Source organism: Kribbella jejuensis, assembly GCF_006715085.1.
Taxonomy (GTDB): Bacteria; Actinomycetota; Actinomycetes; order Propionibacteriales; family Kribbellaceae; genus Kribbella; species Kribbella jejuensis.
In genome coordinates, this window is sequence record NZ_VFMM01000001.1 from 318174 (window position 1) to 339757 (window position 21584).

Annotated in this window: 18 protein-coding genes; 11 read left to right on the top strand and 7 right to left on the bottom strand. The window is 67.6% G+C overall.

Annotated features, from left to right (window positions below; translation table 11 throughout):
* Window positions 1-35 precede the first annotated feature (35 nt).
* From FB475_RS01510 to FB475_RS01545, 8 genes are all read left to right on the top strand, one after another.
* A complete protein-coding gene (locus FB475_RS01510; RefSeq protein ID WP_141851803.1) occupies window positions 36-1352 on the top strand; it encodes an L-fuconate dehydratase in 1317 nt (438 codons plus the stop codon).
* Complete coding sequence (locus FB475_RS01515) at window positions 1349-3361, top strand: glycoside hydrolase family 36 protein (protein ID WP_141851805.1); 2013 nt, start codon at window positions 1349-1351, stop codon at window positions 3359-3361. Before FB475_RS01510 ends, FB475_RS01515 begins: the two co-directional genes overlap by 4 nt.
* A 67-nt stretch (window positions 3362-3428) precedes the next feature.
* Entirely contained in the window at window positions 3429-4178 is a 750-nt protein-coding gene (locus tag FB475_RS01520; protein ID WP_141851807.1) for a FadR/GntR family transcriptional regulator, read from the top strand.
* 10 nt (window positions 4179-4188) lie between these two features.
* Window positions 4189-5136: a glycoside hydrolase family 43 protein gene (locus FB475_RS01525; RefSeq protein WP_141851809.1), complete on the top strand. Its 948-nt coding sequence runs from the start codon at window positions 4189-4191 to the stop codon at window positions 5134-5136.
* A gap of 49 nt (window positions 5137-5185) precedes the next feature.
* A complete protein-coding gene (locus FB475_RS01530; protein WP_185759009.1) occupies window positions 5186-5857 on the top strand; it encodes a class I SAM-dependent methyltransferase in 672 nt (223 codons plus the stop codon).
* Between the two features lie 39 nt (window positions 5858-5896).
* Window positions 5897-7432 (top strand): MutS-related protein, encoded by a 1536-nt coding sequence (locus FB475_RS01535; RefSeq protein ID WP_202878228.1) that lies wholly within the window; start codon window positions 5897-5899, stop codon window positions 7430-7432.
* Window positions 7429-8952: a MutS-related protein gene (locus FB475_RS01540; protein WP_141851811.1), complete on the top strand. Its 1524-nt coding sequence runs from the start codon at window positions 7429-7431 to the stop codon at window positions 8950-8952. The genes FB475_RS01535 and FB475_RS01540 overlap by 4 nt, the downstream gene beginning before the upstream one ends.
* A 14-nt stretch (window positions 8953-8966) precedes the next feature.
* Window positions 8967-9935 carry an L-threonylcarbamoyladenylate synthase gene (locus FB475_RS01545; RefSeq protein ID WP_141851813.1) on the top strand — a complete coding sequence of 323 codons (969 nt, stop codon included), beginning with the start codon at window positions 8967-8969 and terminating at the stop codon, window positions 9933-9935.
* Between the two features lie 21 nt (window positions 9936-9956).
* Here FB475_RS01545 and FB475_RS01550 read toward each other — a convergent pair whose 3' ends face one another.
* From FB475_RS01550 to FB475_RS01575, 6 genes are all read right to left on the bottom strand, one after another.
* Complete coding sequence (locus FB475_RS01550) at window positions 9957-10598, bottom strand: carbonic anhydrase (RefSeq protein ID WP_141851815.1); 642 nt, start codon at window positions 10596-10598, stop codon at window positions 9957-9959.
* Between the two features lie 83 nt (window positions 10599-10681).
* The gene (locus FB475_RS01555) at window positions 10682-11542 is read right to left on the bottom strand and encodes an LLM class F420-dependent oxidoreductase (RefSeq protein ID WP_202878229.1); all 861 of its coding nucleotides are present in this window, start codon (window positions 11540-11542) and stop codon (window positions 10682-10684) included.
* A gap of 29 nt (window positions 11543-11571) precedes the next feature.
* Window positions 11572-12861, bottom strand: coding sequence for a nickel-dependent lactate racemase (gene larA / locus FB475_RS01560; RefSeq protein WP_141851818.1), 1290 nt, complete (start codon window positions 12859-12861; stop codon window positions 11572-11574).
* Between the two features lie 2 nt (window positions 12862-12863).
* Entirely contained in the window at window positions 12864-13724 is an 861-nt protein-coding gene (locus FB475_RS01565) for a carbohydrate ABC transporter permease (RefSeq protein WP_141851819.1), read from the bottom strand.
* 7 nt (window positions 13725-13731) lie between these two features.
* Entirely contained in the window at window positions 13732-14745 is a 1014-nt protein-coding gene (locus tag FB475_RS01570; RefSeq protein WP_141851820.1) for a carbohydrate ABC transporter permease, read from the bottom strand.
* Entirely contained in the window at window positions 14735-16171 is a 1437-nt protein-coding gene (locus tag FB475_RS01575) for an ABC transporter substrate-binding protein (protein ID WP_141851821.1), read from the bottom strand. Before FB475_RS01575 ends, FB475_RS01570 begins: the two co-directional genes overlap by 11 nt.
* 152 nt (window positions 16172-16323) lie before the next feature.
* On the opposite strand from FB475_RS01575, the gene FB475_RS01580 reads away from it, so the two are divergent.
* From FB475_RS01580 to FB475_RS01590, 3 genes are all read left to right on the top strand, one after another.
* On the top strand, window positions 16324-17640 hold the full coding sequence (locus FB475_RS01580) for an L-fuconate dehydratase (RefSeq protein WP_141851822.1): 1317 nt from the start codon (window positions 16324-16326) through the stop codon (window positions 17638-17640).
* A complete protein-coding gene (locus FB475_RS01585) occupies window positions 17637-18374 on the top strand; it encodes a FadR/GntR family transcriptional regulator (protein ID WP_202878230.1) in 738 nt (245 codons plus the stop codon). Before FB475_RS01580 ends, FB475_RS01585 begins: the two co-directional genes overlap by 4 nt.
* Window positions 18375-18522: 148 nt before the next feature.
* Complete coding sequence (locus tag FB475_RS01590; RefSeq protein WP_202878231.1) at window positions 18523-21372, top strand: glycoside hydrolase family 2 TIM barrel-domain containing protein; 2850 nt, start codon at window positions 18523-18525, stop codon at window positions 21370-21372.
* 18 nt (window positions 21373-21390) lie between these two features.
* Here the strand turns inward: FB475_RS01590 and FB475_RS01595 are convergent, their stop codons facing one another.
* Entirely contained in the window at window positions 21391-21570 is a 180-nt protein-coding gene (locus tag FB475_RS01595; RefSeq protein ID WP_141851823.1) for a hypothetical protein, read from the bottom strand.
* Between the last annotated feature and the right edge of the window lie 14 nt (window positions 21571-21584).

Consider the following 21584-nt stretch of genomic DNA (forward strand, 5'->3'; position numbering starts at 1 on the left):
GAAAGATCCTATCTATTTCTGACAGTGAGGCCGCCATGCCCTGCATCACCTCGGTCGAGGTCGTCGACATCCGGTTCCCGACGTCGCTGACCCAGGACGGGTCGGACGCGATGAACAAGGACGGCGACTATTCGGCGGCGTACGTCGTGCTGAGCACGGACGAGGCCGGCGTGTCCGGGTACGGATTCACGTTCACGATCGGTCGCGGCAACGACCTGTGTGCCGCCGCCGCACGGCAGCGCGCGGAGCCTCTGATCGGGCGCGACGTCGATGAGCTCTGCGGCGACCTCGGTGCGGTCTATCGAGAGTTGCAGGCCGACAGTCAATTGCGGTGGCTGGGACCGGACAAGGGCGTCATCCACCTCGCATTAGCAGCCGTGATGAACGCCGTGTGGGACCTCGCCGCCCGCCGTGCCGGTGTACCGCTGTGGCGGTTGCTGGCCGAGATGTCACCCGAGCAATTGGTCGACGCCGCCGACCTGCGGTATCTGACCGACGTCCTGACCCGGGAGCAGGCGATCACGTTGCTGGCCGGCCGGGTAAGTGGCCGCAAGCAACGGATCCAGGAACTCCAGACAACAGGCTACCCCTGCTACACCACGTCGGCCGGATGGCTCGGCTACTCCGACGACAAACTCCGCGCCCTCTGCGAAGAAGCCGTTGCCGAAGGCTACAAACACGTCAAACTCAAGGTCGGCGCGGACCTGAACGACGACATCCGCCGCTGCGGCATCGCCCGCGAAGTCCTCGGACCCGACGGCCACCTCATGATCGACGCCAACCAGGTCTGGGACGTGCCCGAAGCGATCGAGTGGGTCAAAGCACTGGCCGGGTTCGACCCGCTGTGGATCGAAGAACCTACGAGTCCCGACGATGTCCTCGGCCACGCCGCCATCCGCAAGGCGGTGGCGCCGATCGGCGTCGCCTCCGGTGAGCACGGCATGAACCGCGTGCTGTTCAAACAAATGTTCCAAGCCGGCGCCCTCGACTACTGCCAACTCGACGCCGCCCGCCTCGGCTCCGTCAACGAAGTACTCGCCGTCTACCTCCTCGCGGCCTGGTTCGACGTCCCCGTCTGCCCACACGCCGGCGGCGTCGGCCTATGCGAACTCGTCCAGCACCTATCGATCTTCGACTACATCGCCGTCTCCGGCTCACTCGACAACCGCGTCACCGAATACGTCGACCACCTCCACGAACACTTCGTCAACCCCTGCGTCGTACACAACGGCGCCTACATCCTCCCCACCGCACCCGGCTACAGCGCCGAGATGCACAGGGAATCGCTGCAGGCCTACAGCTTCCCCAACGGCACCTACTGGGCCGGCCGACGAGAAACTGAGGACCTATGACCAAGCTGCTGAAGTGGACCACGCCCGAGATCGCGCTGACGTTCGTACTCGACGAGGGCCCGGTTCGAGTCACCGCTGTGCGCGACGCCTCCCGGTTGGGCGGTGCCGAGCCGGACTCGAGCCGGCCGTTGGTCGAAGTGACCGCTGTCGGTCACGGTCATTCCAGCAACCGCCACATCGGCAGCGTGCTCGGCGGGCGGCTGCGGTACGCCGACCACGAGGAGACGGAAACCACGCTGCGCATCGTCCAGGAGGAGCCGACCACGGGTCTGCGCGTGACCAGCGTCCTGGAAGCGCGCGCCGGCGTACGCGCCTGGACCGAAGCCTCGATCACCGGCGCCGGCTCTCTGGAACTCACCAGCCTGACGTCGCTGGTGGTCGGACTCCCCTCCGTCGACGCCGACCTGTACTCCGCCGCGAACAGCTGGATGGCGGAGAACCGTTGGTCGAAGCGGGCTCTGCGGGACGTGCTGGCCGACATCGTCCACGACCCGCATCATCCCGTCCCGAACAGCCGATACGCCGTGACCAGCACGAACTCCTGGTCCACAGGCGAAGTCCTGCCCGTGGGAGTTCTCGTCGACGGACCGCACGCCCTGGGCTGGCAGATCGAGCACAACGGGCCGTGGCACTTCGAGATCGGCGAGACCGCGCAAGGCGGCTACCTGTTGCTCAGCGGACCGACCGACCTCGATCACCACTGGAGCGTCGAACTCACCGCCGGTAAGCCGTTCACGACCGTACCGGTATCGCTGGTCGCCGGGACCGACGTCGACAGTGTCTTCGCCGCGCTCACCCGCCAGCGCCGGGCGATCCGCGCGCGGCGGCCGATCGACGACCGGTTGCCGGTCGTCTTCAACGACTACATGAACACGCTGATCGGCGACCCGACCACCGAGAAGTTGCTGCCGTTGATCGACGCCGCGGCCGACGTCGGCGCGGACTATTTCTGCATCGACGCCGGCTGGTACGCCGAAGGCGACTGGTGGAACACCGTCGGCGCCTGGCAACCGTCGACCACCCGGTTCCCGGACGGACTCGCCGAGGTGATCAACCGGATCCGCCGCCGGCGGATGGTGCCGGGGCTGTGGCTGGAACCCGAGGTCATCGGTGCCCGCTCGCCGATCGCCGCCGAACTGCCCGACGACGCGTTCCTCACCCGGCACGGCCGGCGCATCGCCGAGAAGGGCCGGTACCTGCTCGACCTGCGCAACGCCACCGCTCGCCAGCATCTCGACACCACAGTCGACCGGCTGGTCGACGAGTTCGGGATCGGCTTCTTCAAGTTCGACAACAACACGATGACCGGGCCCGGTACGGACAAGTTCGGTACGTCGCTGGGCCAGGGCCTGCTGGAACACAACCGCGCGCTGCTCGACTGGCTGGACGGCATCCACGCCCGGCACCCGGACCTGCTGATCGAGAACTGCGCGTCCGGCGCGATGCGGATGGACTACGCCATGCTCTCCCGCCTGCATCTGCAGTCGACCTCCGACCAGGAACATCCGTTGCTCTACGCAACCATCGCCGCGGCCGCACCCGGCGCTGTCCTGCCGGAGCAGGCGGGCAACTGGGCGTACCCGATCACCGGCACGACCCGCGAGGAGTTCACGCTCGCACTCGTCAACGGCATCCTCGGGCGGCTGTACCTCTCGGGTCACCTGAACCGCATGACGCCGGCCGAGCTCGACGTCGTACGCTCCGCCGTGGCCGCGCATCGCGCCGTACTCGCGGAGTTGCCGACGCTCGTCCCCTCCTGGCCACTGGGACTGCCGCAGTGGACCGACGAATGGGTCGCCCTGGCGCTCAACGGACCCGACGTGTCGTACCTCGCTGTCTGGCACCGCGTTCCCGGGCCGTCCACCATCACGCTCCCGATCGCGCGCACCGCGATCGCCCCGCACTTCCCCACCGAACTCGGAGACTGGACTTGTGCCTGGGACGACGACGGCCTGGTTGTCACCACCACCACTGACGAGCCCTCGGCTCGTGTCCTCAGGCTGGAATGACCACGCGGTCAGCCCCCGGCTACAGTGCCGAGATGGACATCTTCACGTTCGGTTTCCGGGGCGCGCGATGAGCCCGACCAAGCCGGTCACGACCACCCGGACACCAGGCGTATCCCAGACCGACGTCGTCGTTCAGGGCATCCGGCAACTGATCGTCGACGGACACCTCCGGCCGGGCGACCGGCTCCCGATCGAGCGCGACCTCGCCGCCGCGCTCGGCGTGTCCCGGAACCCGCTCCGCGAAGGCGTCCGGGCGCTGTCGATCATGGGCGTGCTGGAGACCCGCCAGGGCGACGGCACGTACGTCACCGCGCTCGATCCGTCCATCCTGCTCGCTCCGATGGGGTTCGTCGTGGACCTGCAGGACGTCAGCGGCACCCACAACCTGCACGCCGTACGACGCATCCTGGAGACCGAGGCCGCCGCGCTGGCGGCCCGCGACATCACCGCCGACCGCCTGGCCGCCGCGGAGGAACTGCTCAGCACCAACGCGGCCGAGCTCGCACTCCCCAACCCGGATCACGAGACGGTGATCGAGAACGACATCGCCTTCCACCGGATCGTCGCCGAGGCCTCGGGCAACTCCGTGCTGGCCGCGCTCATCCACGCCCTCGGCGGCCGTACGATGCGCGACCGCCTCCGCCGCTCGATCGCCCAACCAGGCGCCGATGACACCTCGCACCGCGAACACCTCTCGATCCTGGCCGCGCTCACCGCCCACGACCCCGACCGAGCCCGTACCCGCATGTCGGCCCACCTCTTCACCGTCGAGGACTACCTCCAGAGCCGCCCGAGCACAGCCGAGCCCGAAGGATGACTCCGCTCAGATGAAGCCCGTCCACGCTGGGTACCTGTACGCACACTTCAAGCGCGAATCGGTCGACGGCGAGCAGATCTACTTCGCCCTGAGCGACGGCAACGACCCCCTGCACTTCGACGACCTCAACGACGGACGACCGGTCCTGTACTCGACGCTCGGCGAACGTGGCGTCCGCGACCCGCACATCGTCCGCTCCCCCACTGGTGACCGGTTCTACTTGGTCGCGACGGACCTGCGGCTCTACGACAGCCTCGACTGGGATCGCCATCAACGCCGCGGCAGCCGGTCGATCATGATCTGGGAATCAACGGATCTGGTGAACTGGGGCGACGGCCGGCTCGTCGAGGTCGCGCCGCCGGAGGCCGGCAACACCTGGGCTCCGGAGGCGGTCTGGGACCCCGAACAGGACGCCTATCTGGTGCACTGGTCGTCCACGCTCTACGACAACGCCGGGCACGCCGGTGACAGCTACAACCGCATCATGTACGCCACCACGCGCGACTTCCACGAGTTCTCCGAGCCGCGCGTCTGGATCGACCGGGGCTGGCACACGATCGACACGACGGTGATCGACCACGACGGCGTGTACTACCGCTTTCTCAAGGACGAACGCAGCCGCGACGGCGTAGCGCCGTACGGCAAGTCGATCTTCTCCGAAACCTCACCCTCGCTGACCGCCGCGGACTGGCAGCCCTTGGCCGAAGGGATCGGCCTCGGAGCGATCAGCCAGGGCGAAGGCCCGCTGGTGTACAAGTCGAACACCGAGGACAAGTGGTACCTCTGGATCGACGAATTCACTCCCGAACGCCGCTACGTCCCGTTCGAAACCACCGATCTCGCCGGCGGCCGATGGACTCCATGCAAGGACCACCGACTGCCGAAAGACCCATGCCACGGCGTCGTGCTGCCGGTGACCGCCGAGGAGTACGAACGCCTCCGCTCCGCGTGGACCTGAGCCGCCGCCACGACACCAGCTGACTTCCACGTCCTGCAGAATGTCCGGCATGGCCTTACGAGGATGGGCGAGGACGTTCGCGAACGGGACCGTGGTCGCGAAGCTGGAGGCCCTCAATGCGCGGCATCCGTGGAGCCACAACGATCACTTCCACAGTTGGATCCTCGCGAACCTTCCGGAGCGGCGGCACTCGGCACTCGACGTCGGTTGCGGGCGCGGGGAGCTACTGGCTTCCCTGGCGCCGCACTTCGCGACCGTCCAGGGTGCCGACGCGGACGCGAGCATGCGCGAACTGGCCGCGCAACGGTGCAGCGGTCTGGCGAACGTAACCGTCCAGGCCGGCGAGTGGGCCCGAACCTCCGGCCCGTTCGACCTCGTGACGATGATCGCCGTCCTGCACCACCTCGACGTCGCGAACGCGTTGCGCGACGTACGGCGGCTGCTCGCCCCCAACGGCAAGTTTCTCGCCGTCGACCTCGCGGTACCGAGCAGTCTCCGCGACCACGCCTGGGATCTCGCGTCGGCGGTGACCAACCCGATCATCGGGTACGTCAAGCACCCGTGGCCGAACCCCGCGGGCAAGCAACCCCCGCCGTTCCCCGTCCGGGATCCCACGCAGACGTTCGACGAACTACGCGACATCGTCGACGACGTGATGCCAGGTGCCGAGATGCGCCACCACCTCGGCTTCCGCCACACCATCGCCTGGACCAAACGCTAAGGGCGGCCCATAAACGCCGAAAGCCCTTATGATTTCGGGGTGTCGGCGGACGAGCTGAGTGTGTTGTTCGGGCCTGGGACGGCCAGTGAGATGACAGCGGCGACGGGGGCGGATGCGTTCGGGGATCTGCAGTTGGATCACATCGTCGGCGCGGTGACCGCCGGGCGGACGGAGTACGGGTTGGATCCGCTGTTCCGGACCGCGCTGCGGTCGGCGGCCGCGGTCAGCTGGCGGCACGAGGTTGTCAGGGACCTGGAGAAGGTGGAGGTCGCCCGGTGTGTGCGGCGGTTCGCGGCCCGGATGGTGTCGGTGCGGACCTGTCTCGGACAGGCGGAGAAGTTGCATCATGAGCTGCAGCGGCAGCGTTGGCTTCTCAGCGCGGTCGAGAACTACTGCGCGGCAGTCACCGAACTGACCGCCGGGCTGGTCGAAGCAGCGCCGGCTTCTCGCGCCTTGGTCGCGCTGCGGAAATACTCGAGGCAGTACGCCGATTCCGCCGCCTTCCAGGATCTCCTTGCTAGCAGCAATGAACTGGCCGCCGCGCTGGCTGGTGTCCGTTACCAGTTGCAGCTCAAGACGAACTCAGTCACCGTCAGCCGTAGCGGCACCGGAACCGACTACAGCGCCGAAATCGAAGCGACGTTCGCGCGCTTCCGGCAGGGTGACGCGAAGGACTACCGCATCCGCTTCGCGCCCTCCCCCGAGGTCAATCAGCTGGAAGGCACGATCCTGCACCGTGTCGCCGAACTGTACCCCGAGGTGTTCGGTGCGCTGCAGCACTTCTGCGACCGGCACTCGACGTTCGTCGATCCGGTACTGACCCGCTTCGATCGCGAGGTGCAGTTCTACCTGTCCTACCTCGACTACATCCAGCCGCTCCGGGACGCCGGACTGCCCTTCTGCTACCCCGCGGTCAGTATGTCGAAGGCCGTCGCAGCGACAGGCACTTTCGACCTGGCGCTCGCCGCGTCGGCGGTCGCCGCCGGCCGTCCGGTGGTGCGGAACGACTTCCGGCTCGGGGACAGCGAGCGGATCTTCGTCGTCACCGGGCCCAACCAGGGCGGCAAGACGACGTTCGCCCGTACCTTCGGGCAGCTGCACCACCTGGCCGCGCTCGGCCTGCCGGTCCCGGGCGACGACGCGCGGCTCTTCCTCTTCGACCACCTGTTCACCCATTTCGGTCGCGAGGAGAACCCGGACGACCTGCGCGGCAAGCTCAAGGACGACCTCGTCCGGATGCGTGAGATCCTGGACCGGGCGACCGGCGACAGCATCGTGATCCTCAACGAGGTCTTCAACTCGACCACGCTGCGCGACGCGACCGTCATCGCGAACCGTGTGCTCGCGGAGCTCGAGGAACGCGACCTGCTCTGCGTGTGCGTCACGTTCCTCGACGAACTGGCCGTGGCCGGCACGAAGCGGGTCAGCCTGGTCAGCGCGGTCGACCCGGCCGTCCCCGCCGTACGGACGTACCGCCTGGTCCGCGCGCCGGCCGACGGACGCGCGTACGCCGCGGCGATCGCCGCCAAGTACCGGCTCGGATGCGACGACCTGCGGAAGCGGCTGAACCGATGAAACCTCACCTCCTGGACCGCGACCGCGACCTGGACCTGGACCTCGACCCGCCCGGCCCGGCGAAAGAAGACCTCGTCCGCGATCTCGGCCTCGACCGGGTGTACGACGCCATGGCCGCCGGCGACGCCGTGATCCGCGAGGTCGCCGCCCACGTCGTTGTGAGTTCTCTGGAGGATCCCGACGACATCCACTACCGCCAGGACGTCCTCCGCGATTGTCTCCGCGAACCGGCCGTGATCCGCGGACTGTATGCGATCGCGGTGGAGGCGTTGGATTCCGAGCAGCGCGTCTACCGGTACTTCCGGAGCGCCGACGGCATCCTGCACAGCTCCAGCCAGTTGCTCGAAGTGCTCCTGTCCGCCCTGCGCAGACTTCGCGAGGTCGCCGATCCGGCAGCCGGCCGGTTCCGGTCGGACGGCCTGTCCAGGTTCTTCCGGATGATCGCGACAGACCTCGACGACGGGTACTTCGCGGCCGTCGACGCACAGCTGAAACGGCTGCGGTTCAGCGACGGTGTCGTGCTCGGCGCCGAACTCGGAACCGGCAACCGCGGTACGGGCTACGTACTACGCCGTCCCGGTGACGGCCGCCGCCGGCGATGGTTGCCGCGAGCCGGTCAGGACTCGGTCACGATCCAGATCCCGGACCGTGACGACAGCGGGGTACAAGCACTGGTGCAACTGCGGGAACAGGGGTTGAACCTGGTCGCGAACGCCGTGGCCCAGTCGGCCGACCACGTCCTCGCCTTCTTCCGGCTGCTCAGAACCGAGCTGGCGTTCTATCTCGGCTGCCTGAACCTCCACGACCGCCTGACCGCCGGCGGCGCGCCGACCTGCTTCCCCGAGGTGCGGACCGGGCTGCCGTTCGCGCTCACGGCCCGCGGTCTGTACGACGCCGGCCTGGCACTGCGGACCGGCGAACAGGTCGTCGGCAACGACCTCGACGCGGACGACGCCGCGACCATCCTGATCACCGGGGCGAACCAAGGCGGCAAGTCCACGGCCCTGCGCTCACTGGGCCTGGCACAACTGATGCTTCAAGCTGGGATGTACGTACCGGCCGAGTCGCTGCGGGCAAGCATCTGCCGCGGCATCCACACCCACTACCAGCGGGAGGAGGACGCCACGATGCACAGCGGCAAACTCGACGAGGAGCTCCAGCGGCTGAGCGGGATCGTCGACCGCCTCGAGCCCTCCGCGCTGCTGCTGTGCAACGAGTCGTTCGCATCGACCAACGAACGCGAAGGTTCCGCGCTGGCCGGCGAGATCCTGCGCGCGCTCCGCGAGGCCGACGTACGCGTCGTCTTCGTCACTCACCTGACCGAGCTCAGCGCCGCGCTGTACGACGAGCACGACCCGGCAACGCTCTTCCTCCGTGCCGAACGCCTCGCCGACGGCCGCCGTACGTTCAAACTCACCGAAGGCCCACCCCACACCACCAGCCACGGCGAAGACCTTTACCAAGAGGTCTTCGCCACATCACTGCGGCCACCCGAGCGTTCCGGGGTCGGCGTGGCGTGAGAAGATGACGATCCGTGAGCAGTGAGATCGAGCAGGCGGCGGCAGTTCTGCGGTCCGGTGGGCTGGTGGCCTTCCCGACCGAGACCGTGTACGGCTTGGGCGCGAACGCGGAGGACCCGGCCGCGGTGAAGCGCGTCTTCGAGGTGAAAGGCCGGCCTCCGTCGCACCCGCTGATCGTCCACCTTGCCGACGCGGCGCAGCTGGACGAGTGGGTGCAGACCGTACCGGCGGCCGCACGTCTGCTGGCCGAGCGGTTCTGGCCGGGACCGCTCACCCTGGTACTGCGACGCAGCCCGAGGGTCCCGCTCGAAGCGACGGGTGGGCTGGAGACCGTGGCGGTGCGGGTGCCCGCGCATCCGGTCGCGCTCGCGATGCTGGCGGAATTCGGCGGCGGTGTGGTGGCTCCGTCGGCCAACCGGTTCGGGGCGGTGAGCCCGACGACCGCGGAGCACGTCCGGACCGAGCTCGGGGACGCCGTCGATCTCGTACTCGACGGTGGCAACTGCACTGTCGGTGTCGAGTCCACGATCGTGGATGCCACCAGCGAGAACCTGAGCGTCCTCCGTCCGGGCGGGGTGACGCGTGAAGACCTCGAGGCGGCGCTTGGTCGTGCGGTACCGGTCCCGTCGACCAGCGACGTCCGGGTGCCAGGTCAGCACCCGTCCCACTACGCACCGCGAGCGCGGGTCGTGCTGGTCGATCCCGAGAAGGTCCTCGTCGAGGCCGAACTCGCAGAGCAGCTGGGCCACCGGGTCGGCGTGCTGCTCCCCCCGTCCTTGGCCGGTACGACGGTCAAGGCGCACGCGGTGGTACCGGTCCCAGACTCGCTGGACACCTACGCGCGTGAGCTGTACGGCCTGCTCCGGAAGTTCGATCAGCGAGGCTGTGACCTCGTCATCGCGTCTCTGCCGGTCGAGGAAGGACTGGGGCTCGCGCTCGCCAACCGTCTGCGCCGGGCGGCCGGTCCCCGCTCCGTCGACTGAACGCTCAAGCCAACCAGGACGTCAGGACGCGGCGGTAACGCCGACGTCGAGGCCGCGGGAGGCCACCACCCGGGCGGTGCCGTCGGCCAGCCGGTACGACAGGCCGACGACCGCGGCCTGACCGGCCTCGACGCGCTCCGCGAGCACGCGGGAACGGTCCAGCAGCAGGTCGACAGTGTGGCTGATGTGCACCGCGAGGATCTCGTCGGGCTCCTCGTGACCGGCCGCGCGCGCCGCGAGCACGCTCGGCGTCACGCGCTCGACGACGTCCCGGACGTAACCGGCCGGCGCCAGGCCGTCCTCCAGGGCGGCGCGGGCGGCGGCGACGGCACCGCACGAATCGTGGCCGAGGACAACGACCAGCGGGCAGCCCAGCAGCTCGACGCCGTACTCGATGCTGCCGAGCACCTCCGGGCCGACCACGTGGCCGGCGGTCCGGACGACGAACAGATCACCGAGCCCACGGTCGAAGATGATCTCCGCGGCCAGCCGGGAATCCGAGCAGCCGAACAGCACGGCGAACGGCTGCTGGCCGGGCGCGGTCTCGGCGCGCCGCGCCGCGTCCTGGTTCGGGTGTTCCGACGAGCCCGCAACGAACCGCTTGTTGCCGCTCAGTAACAGCTCGAACGCTTCAGCAGGGGTCGGAGACGCAACTTCAGCCATGCCCGCAGCTTAACCACTCCGCTGAAAGGCCATCCCGCCGCGCTCGCCCCGTGGAACAGTCCGGGGCGAGCGCGCCCGACGCGCTAGCCGAGGCGAGGGATGACCTCGCCGGTCAGGCGGGTGGCGAACTCCACAGGGTCGCGGTCCGGCATGAATTGGAGTTCGGTGATGCCGAGGTCGGCGTACTTTTCGGCCGCGGCGAGGAAGCCGTCCGGGTCTTCGAGGACGCGGTCGGTGTAGACGGCGGTCTTGGTGATCTCGTCGTAGTCGCGTCCTTCCGCGTCGCAGTGGGCCCGCAGTACGTCGAGCTTGTGCGCCACATCCTCCGGACTGACCGCGAACAGGTTGCAGGCGTCGGCGTACCGTGCGACCAGCAGAAGCGTCTTCTTCTCGCCTCCGCCGCCGACCATGATCTCCGGGCGTGGGGACGAGAGCGGCGCGGGAACGCAGAGCGTCTCCGCGAGCTGGTAGTGGCGGCCGTCGAACGGTCCGTTGTCCTCGCTCCACATCTGCCGGCAGATCTGCAGGCTCTCCTCGAGCCTCTCGAACCGCTCCCCCATCGGTACGACCGGTACGCCGAGCGCCCGCTGTTCACGCTCGTACCACGAAGCGCCGATGCCGAGGAACGCGCGACCACCGGACAGCACGTCGAGGGTGGTCACGATCTTCGCGAGCAGACCGGGATAGCGGTACATCACTCCGGTGACGAGCAGTCCGAGCCGCAGCCGCTCCGTCCGCGCAGCCACGTAGCCGAGCGTCGTGTAACCCTCCAGCATCGGCTCGTCGGCGGTGCCACGATGCTCCATCTGGAAGTAGTGATCCATCACGGTGAACCGGTAGAACCCGGCGTCGTCGACGATCCGGGCGGTCTCAGCCAGCGTCGGCGCGATCCGCGACGGGTCGGCGGGTTCGGAGTAGTTCCAGTAATGCAGACCAAGCTTCAAGGCGACCTCCGCTGTCGTTTCCAGCCAGCCTATTCCAGTGGCTGGTGGCTGTTCGACAGGTACGGAATGGTCTGTGGCCCCTCGGGCAGGACGCATAACGTTGCCCCCGGGCCGGCAGCGGCGAGCGCATCGGCCACGGCCGCGGTGATGTCGTGTGTCTGCTCGAGATGCACCGCGGCCAGGTCGGCGTCGCTGAGAAAGCCGGTATGCATGACGACCCGGTTCGCCGCCTGGATCTTCGCCTGGATCTGGATCTGCCATTGGTCCGGAACGGTGGCCGAGCGCGACGCGATGTCGTGCAACAGCGCCTGCGGCGAGTCCGCCGATTCGAGCGCCGGACGGTACAGGCCGTGGTCCGGGAAACCGTCGCGGCACTCGGCCGCGCAGATGATCGTGCCTCCGGGGCGGACCACCTGATACGCGGCGGACATGCCTTTGACGGCCTGGTACAGGTTCTGGTCGAGCGGGAATCCGGAGTTGGTCGTCACCACGACATCGAACCGTTCGTCCACCGGCCGCATCGCGATCTGCTGGGCGAACGTCGCGGCGGCCGCGTGCATCGGCAGCAGGTCACCACCGAATGCGGCGACCACGTCCTTGTCCCGGTTCAGGACGACGTCGAAGCCGAACGTCACACCGGTCGCCGCGGCGATCGCCCGTACGTCGTCGTGCACCGGGTTGCCGGTGGTGACACCCCAGGTCGCGCGCGGATCACCGATCCTCGACGCGTCGTGCAACACCAGCACGGTGTCCAGTCCCGCGAGCCCCGGTGCGACGAGTTTCGGGCCGCCCGAGAAGCCCGCGAAGAAGTGCGGCTCGACGAAGCCGGTCGTGATCCGTACATCGGCCTCGGTCCACTCCCGGTTCAGCCACACCGGTACGCCGTTGCCGTGCGTACCGCACCAGACCAGCTGGGAGGCGTCGCGCGCGTCGTGGTTCACGATCCGCACCGAGCTCGCCACCTCGCTGCCGAACATCTGCCGGAGCTCGTCCTCGGTGTTGCCCCGATGGGTGCCGGTGGCAACCAGGATGACGATGTCCGCGGCCGGGATCAGCCCGTCGAGTTCCTCGAGGATCGCCGGGATCATCAGCTGCCGCGGTTGCGGCCGGGTGCCGTCACAGGCCGAGATCGCGACGGTCTGGCCGGGCCGGACCCGGTCGCGCAGCGGCGGCCCGGACACCGGTTCCCGCAGCGCCCGGCGCAAGGTTTCCAGCTGGCCGGGCGCCGCGGGCTGGTGCACCGGCTCGACGACCGTCGTGACCTCGGGGTCGACGGCCAACGTCAGGCCGGTTTCGCCGTACGCGAGTCGGATGTCCACGCTCAGCGGCCTCCGATGCCGGAGATGTTCGCGCCCTCGATGAAGGTGCGCTGGGCCAGCAGGAAGATCACGATGATCGGCAGCAGTGTGATCAGCGAGACGGCCATCATCTGGTTGTAGTAGGTCTGGAACTGCCCTTGGAACAACTGTAATCCGACGGCCAGCGTGAACTTCTCCTGGCTGCGCAGGTAGATGATCGGGCCGAGCAGGTTGTTCCAGTTCCCGACGAACGCGAACACCGCGACCGTCGCGATCGCCGGCTTGGACTGCGGCAGCACGATCGACCAGAGCGTCCGGAAGTACCCGGCACCGTCGATCCGCGCCGCCTCGTCGTACTCGCGGGGAATCGTCAGGAAGAACTGGCGCAGCAGGAAGATGAAGTACGCGTAGCCGAACCAGGCCGGCAGGATCAGCGGCCAGAACGTGTCCACCAGTCCCAGCTTGCTGAACGCGATGAACGTCGGTACCAGCGTCACCTCGACCGGGATCATCATCGTCGCGAGCATCAGCGCGAAGGCGACCTTCTTGCCGCGGGCCTCCAGCCTGGCGAACGCGTACGCGGGCAGGATGCACGACACCATGTTCCCGACCACGGCCGCCCCGGTGACGATGACGGTGTTGATCAGGAAGTGCGTGAACGGCACCACGGTCCAGCCGTCGCTGAAGTTGCCGAAGTGCAGACTCTTGGGCAGGAACGACGGCGGGAAGGTGAACACCTCGTTCGAGGCCTTCAGCGCGGTGCTCACCATCCACAGGAACGGCAGCGCGAACACCACGGTGCCGAGCACGAGCATCCCGTAGATGCCACCGCGCAGCACCCGCTGCTTGCCAGGCGTCGCCGTCACGCCAGTTGCGAGGGCCATGGTCGTCTCACTTCCCGTCGTAGTAGACCCAGCGCTTGGCCAGGGCGAACTGGATCGCGGTGATCAGCATGATGACGAAGAACAGCGCCCACGACAGCGCGGAGGCGTATCCGAAGTCGTAGTACTGGAACGCCTGCCGGTAGATGTACAACCCGATCACCAAGGTCGAGTTCTCCGGGCCGCCGGCCGAGCCGGAGCTCGGACCGCCGGTCATGATCAGGATCAGTACGTAGGCCTGCAACGATCCGATCAGGCCGGTGATCACGTTGAAGAAGATCACCGGGCTCATCATCGGAATCGTCACATGGCGGAACCGCTGCCAGGTCCCGGCGCCGTCGAGCCGGGCCGCTTCGTAGAACGTCGCGGGGATCGACTGCAGCCCGGCCAGGTAGATCACGATCGTGTTGCCCGCGCCCCAGACACTCATCAGGACCAGTCCCGCGATCGACCATTGCGGCGACTGCAGCCAGCCCGGTCCCTGGATGCCGAACCAGCCGAGCACCAGGTTGATCAGGCCGAAGTCCGGATCCAGGATGTTCTTCCACAGCAGTGCGGTGGCGATGCCGGCCACCACCGACGGCAAGTAGAAGATCATCCGGAAGAACCACAGCCCCTGCACGTTCTGGTTCAGCAGGATCGCGATCAGCAGCGTGAACACCACACTCAGCACCACGGACGCGATCCCGAAGTACGCCGTGTTCGCCATCGACTTGTAGAACAGCGGGTCCTCGAACATCCTGCGGTAGTTCGCGAGCCCGGTGAACTTCGGTGCGCTGAGCAACGAGTAGTTCGTCAGGCTGAGCACGATCGAGCCGATCAGCGGACCCGCACCGAAGCCGATGAAGCCGATCACCCAGGGCAGCAGGAACAGCCAGAAGCGACGTTCCTCGCGCTTGGCGAGCGGCGAGAGCTTGTGCTTGCGGCGTCGTGCCCGCGGCGCGTCCCCGCCCCCTTCGGCTACCTGGGTCAGCGTCTCCACGACCGGCTGACCCGCGACGGCGGTTCTGCTGTCACTGGGCATTTTGGGCGAGGATCGGGTTCAGCGCGTTGGTGACCTGGTTCAGCCCGTCGGCCACGCTCGTCTTGCCCGCGACCACCCGGTCCCAGATCGGGCTGGCGGCATCCATCGCCTTGGAGGTCTGCGGCAGGTACAGGATCTCGCCACTGGCGTACTTGTCCAGCACGGGCAGGATCTGGTCCGCGCCCGGAGCGGCGAGCTCGCTGCCGGTGTAGTACTTCCACGCCGACGATCGCGAGGGGGATCCCCGGCCGGTGCTCGCCCACATGAAGTTCTGGCCCGCCTCGGAGATGTACTCGTTCAGGTAGATCCAGGCGGCGTCCTTCTTCTCGCTCTTCTCGGTGATCGCGTAGGCACTGCCCTCCGCCGCGGTGGATCGCTTGACCGGACCGGACGGCCATTTCGCCATCGCCCACTTGAACTTCGCCTGCGCCTGCAGCGACGGCGTCGCCCACGTACCGCCGAGCATGAACCCGGCACGGCCCGCGCCGAACGGATCCGGCAACACGTTGGCCGCCTGGGCAGCGGTGGGGATGGCCTTCGCGTCCCGCAGCTCCTGCCAGTACTCCATCGCCTTGACCGCAACCGGATCGTTGATCACGCACTGGGTCTGGTCCTCGTTCACGAACCGCGCCCCGAACGGGAACAACCACGGCGGCGCCAGGTCGGCGTTGGCCGGTGACGGACCACCTGCCAGGCCCCACACCTTGCCGCCGCCGTCCTGGGTGACCTTCAGTGCAGCTTGCTTCAGCTTGTCCATCGTCCAGGCGTCGGTCGGCTCCTCGATCCCGGACTTCGCCAGCAGGTCCTTGTTGTAGAACAGCATCAGCGGACCACAGTCGTACGGCACACCGTAGAGCTGGCCGTTCGCGGTGAACGGCGCGGTCGACGGCTTGGTGAAGTCGGCGAAGTTGAAATCGCTCTGCTTGCCGATGTAGTCCTGCAGGCCGTGGAAGACGCCCTGGCGGATGAAGACCTGGATCCACGAGAAGTGCATGTACATCAGGTCCGGCAGCTTGCCACCGGCGGCCGACGTCACGTACTTGGTCCGGTAGTCGCCCCAGACCGTGTTCTCGATCCGGATCTTGATGTTGGGGTGCCGCTCGGTGAAGTACTTGTCGAACTGCCGCTGCCGGGTCAGGAACGCTGCCTCCCATGCGTGCGCGACGGTGATCTCCACCGGTGACGACGGCTCCGGAACCGCCGTCTTGGGCCACTTGAGCGTGTCGTTCAGCTTCTTCGCAGCGTCTTCCGGGTAGTTGCCGTTCACCACCTGCCCGGCTTGCGCGTCCTGTCCGGCCTGTGTCTGTGCCTTCCGGTTCTGCTGACCACAGGCAGCCAGCAGACCGGCGGCCGAGAAGCCGGCGCCGGCGGCGAGGAATTTGCGACGGGACCAGCCGTCGGGCTCACGTTCGAAGGCGGAGTTCATGGTGCTCCTTCTGCGCCGGGCCGCGTCGGCGGCAGGCAATTGATCCTACGAATTGTCGGGATCGTAGCGCTCATGTCGGTCGTGGTCCATACTGAGGCCAGCTAGATTCCAAAATGATCCCATCTATGATGGGACGGGAAGTGAGGTCCGCCATGCCCCACATCACCTCCGTCGAGGTCGTCGACGTCCGCTTCCCGACGTCGCTGACCCTCGACGGGTCGGACGCGATGAACAAGGACGGCGACTACTCGGCCGCCTACGTCGTCCTGCACACCGACGTCCCGGAGGTGGCCGGGTACGGCTTCACGTTCACGATCGGGCGCGGCAACGACTTGTGTGTCGCGGCCGCGGCCGAGCGCGCCAAACCACTGGTGGGCCGCGATGTCGACGAACTGTGCGGCGACCTCGGCGGCATCTACCGAGAACTTCAGTCCGACAGCCAATTGCGCTGGCTCGGACCCGACAAAGGCGTCATCCACCTCGCGCTGGCCGCGGTGATGAACGCGGTGTGGGACCTGGCCGCCCGGCGCGCCGGTGTACCGCTGTGGCGTCTGCTGGCCGAGATGTCACCCGAAGAGTTGGTCGACGCCGCTGACCTGCGGTATCTGACCGACGTCCTGACCCGGGAGCAGGCGATCACGTTGCTGGCCGGCCGGGTAAGTGGCCGCAAGCAACGGATCCAGGAACTCCAGACAACAGGCTACCCCTGCTACACCACGTCGGCCGGATGGCTCGGCTACTCCGACGACAAACTCCGCGCACTCTGCGAAGAAGCCGTTGCCGAAGGCTACAAACACGTCAAACTCAAAGTCGGCGCGGACCTCAACGACGACATCCGCCGCTGCGGCATCGCCCGCGAAGTCCTGGGACCCGACGGCCATCTGATGATCGACGCCAACCAGGTGTGGGACGTCCCGGAGGCGATCGAATGGGTCAAAGCGCTCGCCGGATTCGACCCGCTGTGGATCGAGGAACCCACCAGCCCCGACGACGTCCTCGGCCACGCCGCCATCCGCAAAGCCGTCGCACCCATCGGCGTCGCCTCCGGTGAACACGGCATGAACCGCGTGCTGTTCAAACAAATGTTCCAAGCCGGCGCCCTAGACTACTGCCAACTCGACGCCGCACGCCTCGGCTCCGTCAACGAAGTACTCGCCGTCTACCTCCTCGCCGCCTGGTTCGACGTGCCGGTTTGCCCACACGCCGGCGGCGTCGGCTTGTGCGAACTCGTCCAGCACCTGTCGATCTTCGACTACATCGCCGTGTCGGGCTCGCTTGAGCACCGGGTCACCGAATACGTCGACCACCTCCACGAACACTTCGTCGACCCCTGCGTCGTACACAACGGCGCCTACATCCTCCCCACCGCACCCGGCTACAGCGCCGAGATGCACAGGGAATCGCTGCAGGCCTACAGCTTCCCGGACGGCAGTTACTGGGCCGCTCGGGCCGGAGAACCGGCAGCATGAGTTCGGAAAAGCTGGCAGCGAATCCCCGGATGCCGGGCGTCTCACAGACCGATGTCGTGGTCCAGGGGATCCGGCAGATGATTGTCGAAGGCCGGCTGCGGCCGGGCAGCCGGCTGCCCGTGGAGAAGGAGCTCGCGGCAACCTTCGGCGTCTCCAGGAACCCACTCCGCGAAGGGGTTCGAGCGCTGTCGATGATGGGAGTTCTCGAGACCCGGCAGGGCGACGGTACGTACGTGACCCAGCTCGATCCGTCGGTACTGCTGGCACCGATGGGTCTCGTGGTCGACCTGCACGACGGCGCCGGCACGCACCACCTGCACACCGTACGGCGAATTCTGGAGACCGAAGCCGCGGCCGTCGCGGCGCCACGCATCGGCCCCGAGGAACTCGCCACCGCCGACGACCTGTTGCGCGCCACCGAGCACGAGCTGGCCCTGCCGGAGGCCAACCACGAGACGGTGATCGAGAACGACATCGCCTTCCACCGCATCATCGCCGAGGCGTCCGGCAACCCCGTGCTGGCCGCGCTGATCGACGCCCTCGGCGGTCGCACGATGCGCGTCCGGCTGCGCCGCTCCATCTCCCAGCCGGGCGCCGACGAGACGGCCCACCGTGAACACCTGTCGATCCTCGACGCGCTCACCGCCCACGATCCCGACCGGGCCCGGATCCGGATGGCCACGCACCTGTTCACGGTCGAGGACTACCTGCACGACCGCAACGGCATCCTCTGAAGGGAAATCCCCGGTGTCATCCTCCGTGTCATCCTCCGTGTCATCCTCGACGTCATCATCGACGCACGCGTACGTCAGCGACCCCGCGCCAGGCACGAACCGGAGTCCGGCCAGACCTGCTCTGCCTTCGTCCGCGGGTCAGCTGAGCTTGGACGGCGAGTGGCGATTCCGGCTCGCGGACAGCCTCGAGGACGTCACCGCCGACCTTGGCGACCCGGGTCTCGACGACTCCCGCTGGGACGTGATCGAGGTGCCGTCCTGCTGGCAGATGCTGGGGCGGCCGGACGAGCCGCGGTACGGCGCACCGGCGTACACGAACATCCGGTACCCGTTCCCGGTCGATCCGCCGTTCGTCCCGGAGGAGAACCCGACCGGTGAGTACCGGCGTACCTTCGAGGTGCCGGCGGCGTTCCTCGCCGACGGGCGCTGCCTGATCCGCTTCGAGGGAGTCGACTCGGCCTTCGCGGTGTGGTGCAACGGCGAGCGGATCGGCGACGGCAAGGGCAGCCGGCTGCCGACGGAGTTCGACCTGACGCCGGTCCTGCGGGCCGGGACCAACCAGCTCGCCGTCCGGGTTCACCAGTGGAGCTCCGGGAGTTATCTGGAAGACCAGGACATGTGGTGGGTCTCCGGAATCTTCCGGTCCGTCCGGCTCCTGCATCGCCCCTCGGGCGGTATCGACGACGTCTTCGTCCATGCCGACTTCGATCACGAGAGTGGGCTGGGACGGTTGCGGGTCGACGCCCCGGCCGGCGCAAGGCTGACGTGCCAGGAGCTCGGGCTGGACAGTGTGGATCCAGCCGGGCCGTACGAGCTCGCGGTCGAGCCGTGGACAGCGGAGACACCCCGGTTGTACTCGCTGACGATCGCCAACGATGTCGAGCGGGTCGAGGTCCGCACCGGGTTCCGCACGATCCGGATCGACGACGGGCAACTGCTGGTCAACGGTGTGCCGGTGCTGCTGCAGGGCGTCAACCGGCACGAGTGGGATCCGGTCACCGGACGTACGCTGTCGGAGGAGACGATGCGACGTGACATCGAGCTGATGAAGCAACACAACATCAACGCGGTCCGTACGTCGCACTATCCGCCGGACGCGCGGTTCCTCGACCTCTGCGACGAGTACGGGCTCTGGGTCATCGACGAATGCGACGTCGAGACGCACGGCTTCGTGATGAACGGCTGGCGGCACAATCCGTCCGACGACCCGGCCTGGCGGGACGCGTACCTGGACCGGATGCAGCGGATGGTCGAGCGGGACAAGAACCACCCCAGCATCGTGTTCTGGTCGCTGGGCAACGAGTCCGACACCGGCGCGAACCTGGCCGCGATGTCGGAGTGGACCCGCCGGCGCGACCCCGGGCGCCCGATCCACTACGAGGGCAACCGCGAGTGTGACTACGTCGACGTCTACTCGAAGATGTACGACCCGATCGACTTCGTCGAGCGCGTTGCCCTGGGCATCGATCCGCCGACGGACGACCCGGCGAACGACGCCCGCCGCCGCTCACTCCCCTATCTGCTGGTCGAGTATGCCCATGCCATGGGCAACGGTCCCGGTGGGCTGGCGGAGTACCAGGCGTTGTTCGACAGCCACCGGCGGCTGATCGGCGGGTTCATCTGGGAGTGGATCGACCACGGCGTCGTGCTGCGGCAGCAGACCGGACCCAACGCCGGTCAGACCTACTACGGGTACGGCGGTGACTTCGGCGAGCCCCTCCACGATCGGAACTTCATCGCGGACGGTCTGGTCCTTCCGGACCGCACGCCGTCTCCGGCGCTGGCCGATTACGCGCAGGTCATCGCCCCTGTTCGCATCGTCGTCGACGCCGGCATCGTCGAAGTACGCAGCCGACTGGCCTTCGCCGACACCTCGCACCTGGCCTTCCGCTACTACATCAGCGACGACGGCATCGACGTGCAGGCGGGCGATCTCGCCGTACCGGCCGTTGCACCCGGCGCGACCGTACGCGTACCGATGCCTACGATCGAACTCCCGCCGGCTCGATCCGAACGATGGATCCGGGTCGAGGCAGTACTGGCAGACAAGACCACGTGGGCACCGGCTGGCCACCGGCTCGCGTTCGGCGAGACGCAGCTCACCGACGTACCGGTGCCACAGCGGCCGATCTCGACCCTGCCTCCCCCACCGACTCGACGCGATCCCGGATCGGCCGACCGGCCGTTCAGCATCGGTCCGGCCGAGTTCGATACCCGGGGTCGTCTTGTGAGGTTGTCCGGCCACGCCGTCAGTCTGGTGCCGGACCTGTGGCGGGCGACCATCGACAACGACATGTATGCCGGCGGCCAGGCCGTTCCGACGGTTTGGGAGCCGCTCGGTCTGCACCGTCTGCGTCATCGGGTATCGCATTTGTCCGTGGACGGCGACCAGCTGTTCGTGATCATCCGCAGCGCCGGAGCGGCGACCGATCAGCTGATCGACACCAGCTTGGTCTGGACTGCCGAAGCGGATCGGCTTCGGCTGCAGACCCGCTTCGACCTGGTCGGGCCGTGGGCAGGGACGATTCCGCGTCTCGGGCTGCGGCTGTCCGTACCGGCTGCCTGGAACGAGCTGACGTGGTTCGGCCTCGGGCCGCACGAGACGTACGCCGACACTCGTTCGGGAGCGTGGACATCGCGGTTCCGGGCCAGCGTCGACGAGTTGCAGACGCCGTACACGCGGCCGCAGGAAAACGGTCAACGAAGCCTGGTGCGCCACCTCGAACTCGCCGCCGACGGTACGCCCGCCCTGCGGATCGACGCCGACAGCCCGATCTCGGTGACCTACCGGCCCTGGTCGACCGAGGCCCTGGAGGCGGCACGTCACACCGCCGACCTGGTCCCCGACCCCGACCGCAACTGGCTACACCTCGACTGGGCCCAACACGGCGTCGGCTCAGCCGCCTGCGGACCAGGCGTACTCCCCACCCACGCCCTGACCACCAACCAGGTAGCCAACGCCGGCTTCACCCTCACCTTTCACCCACTCACCAACTAGAACGGGACTTCCCCGCAATCAACCACCACGGTCGCCGGACCTGTCGGCGTTGGATCGCCGTACAGGTTCGGCTGGCTGCGCGGCCAAGGCCTCTTGCTTGAGTCGGTGCTGGCGGGCGATCACTCGGATCGTCATGACGACGACCGTCACCCCGAGCACCATCAACAGCACGATGTCGCTGCCACCTGATGCGGTCATATATCTCCTCCTTG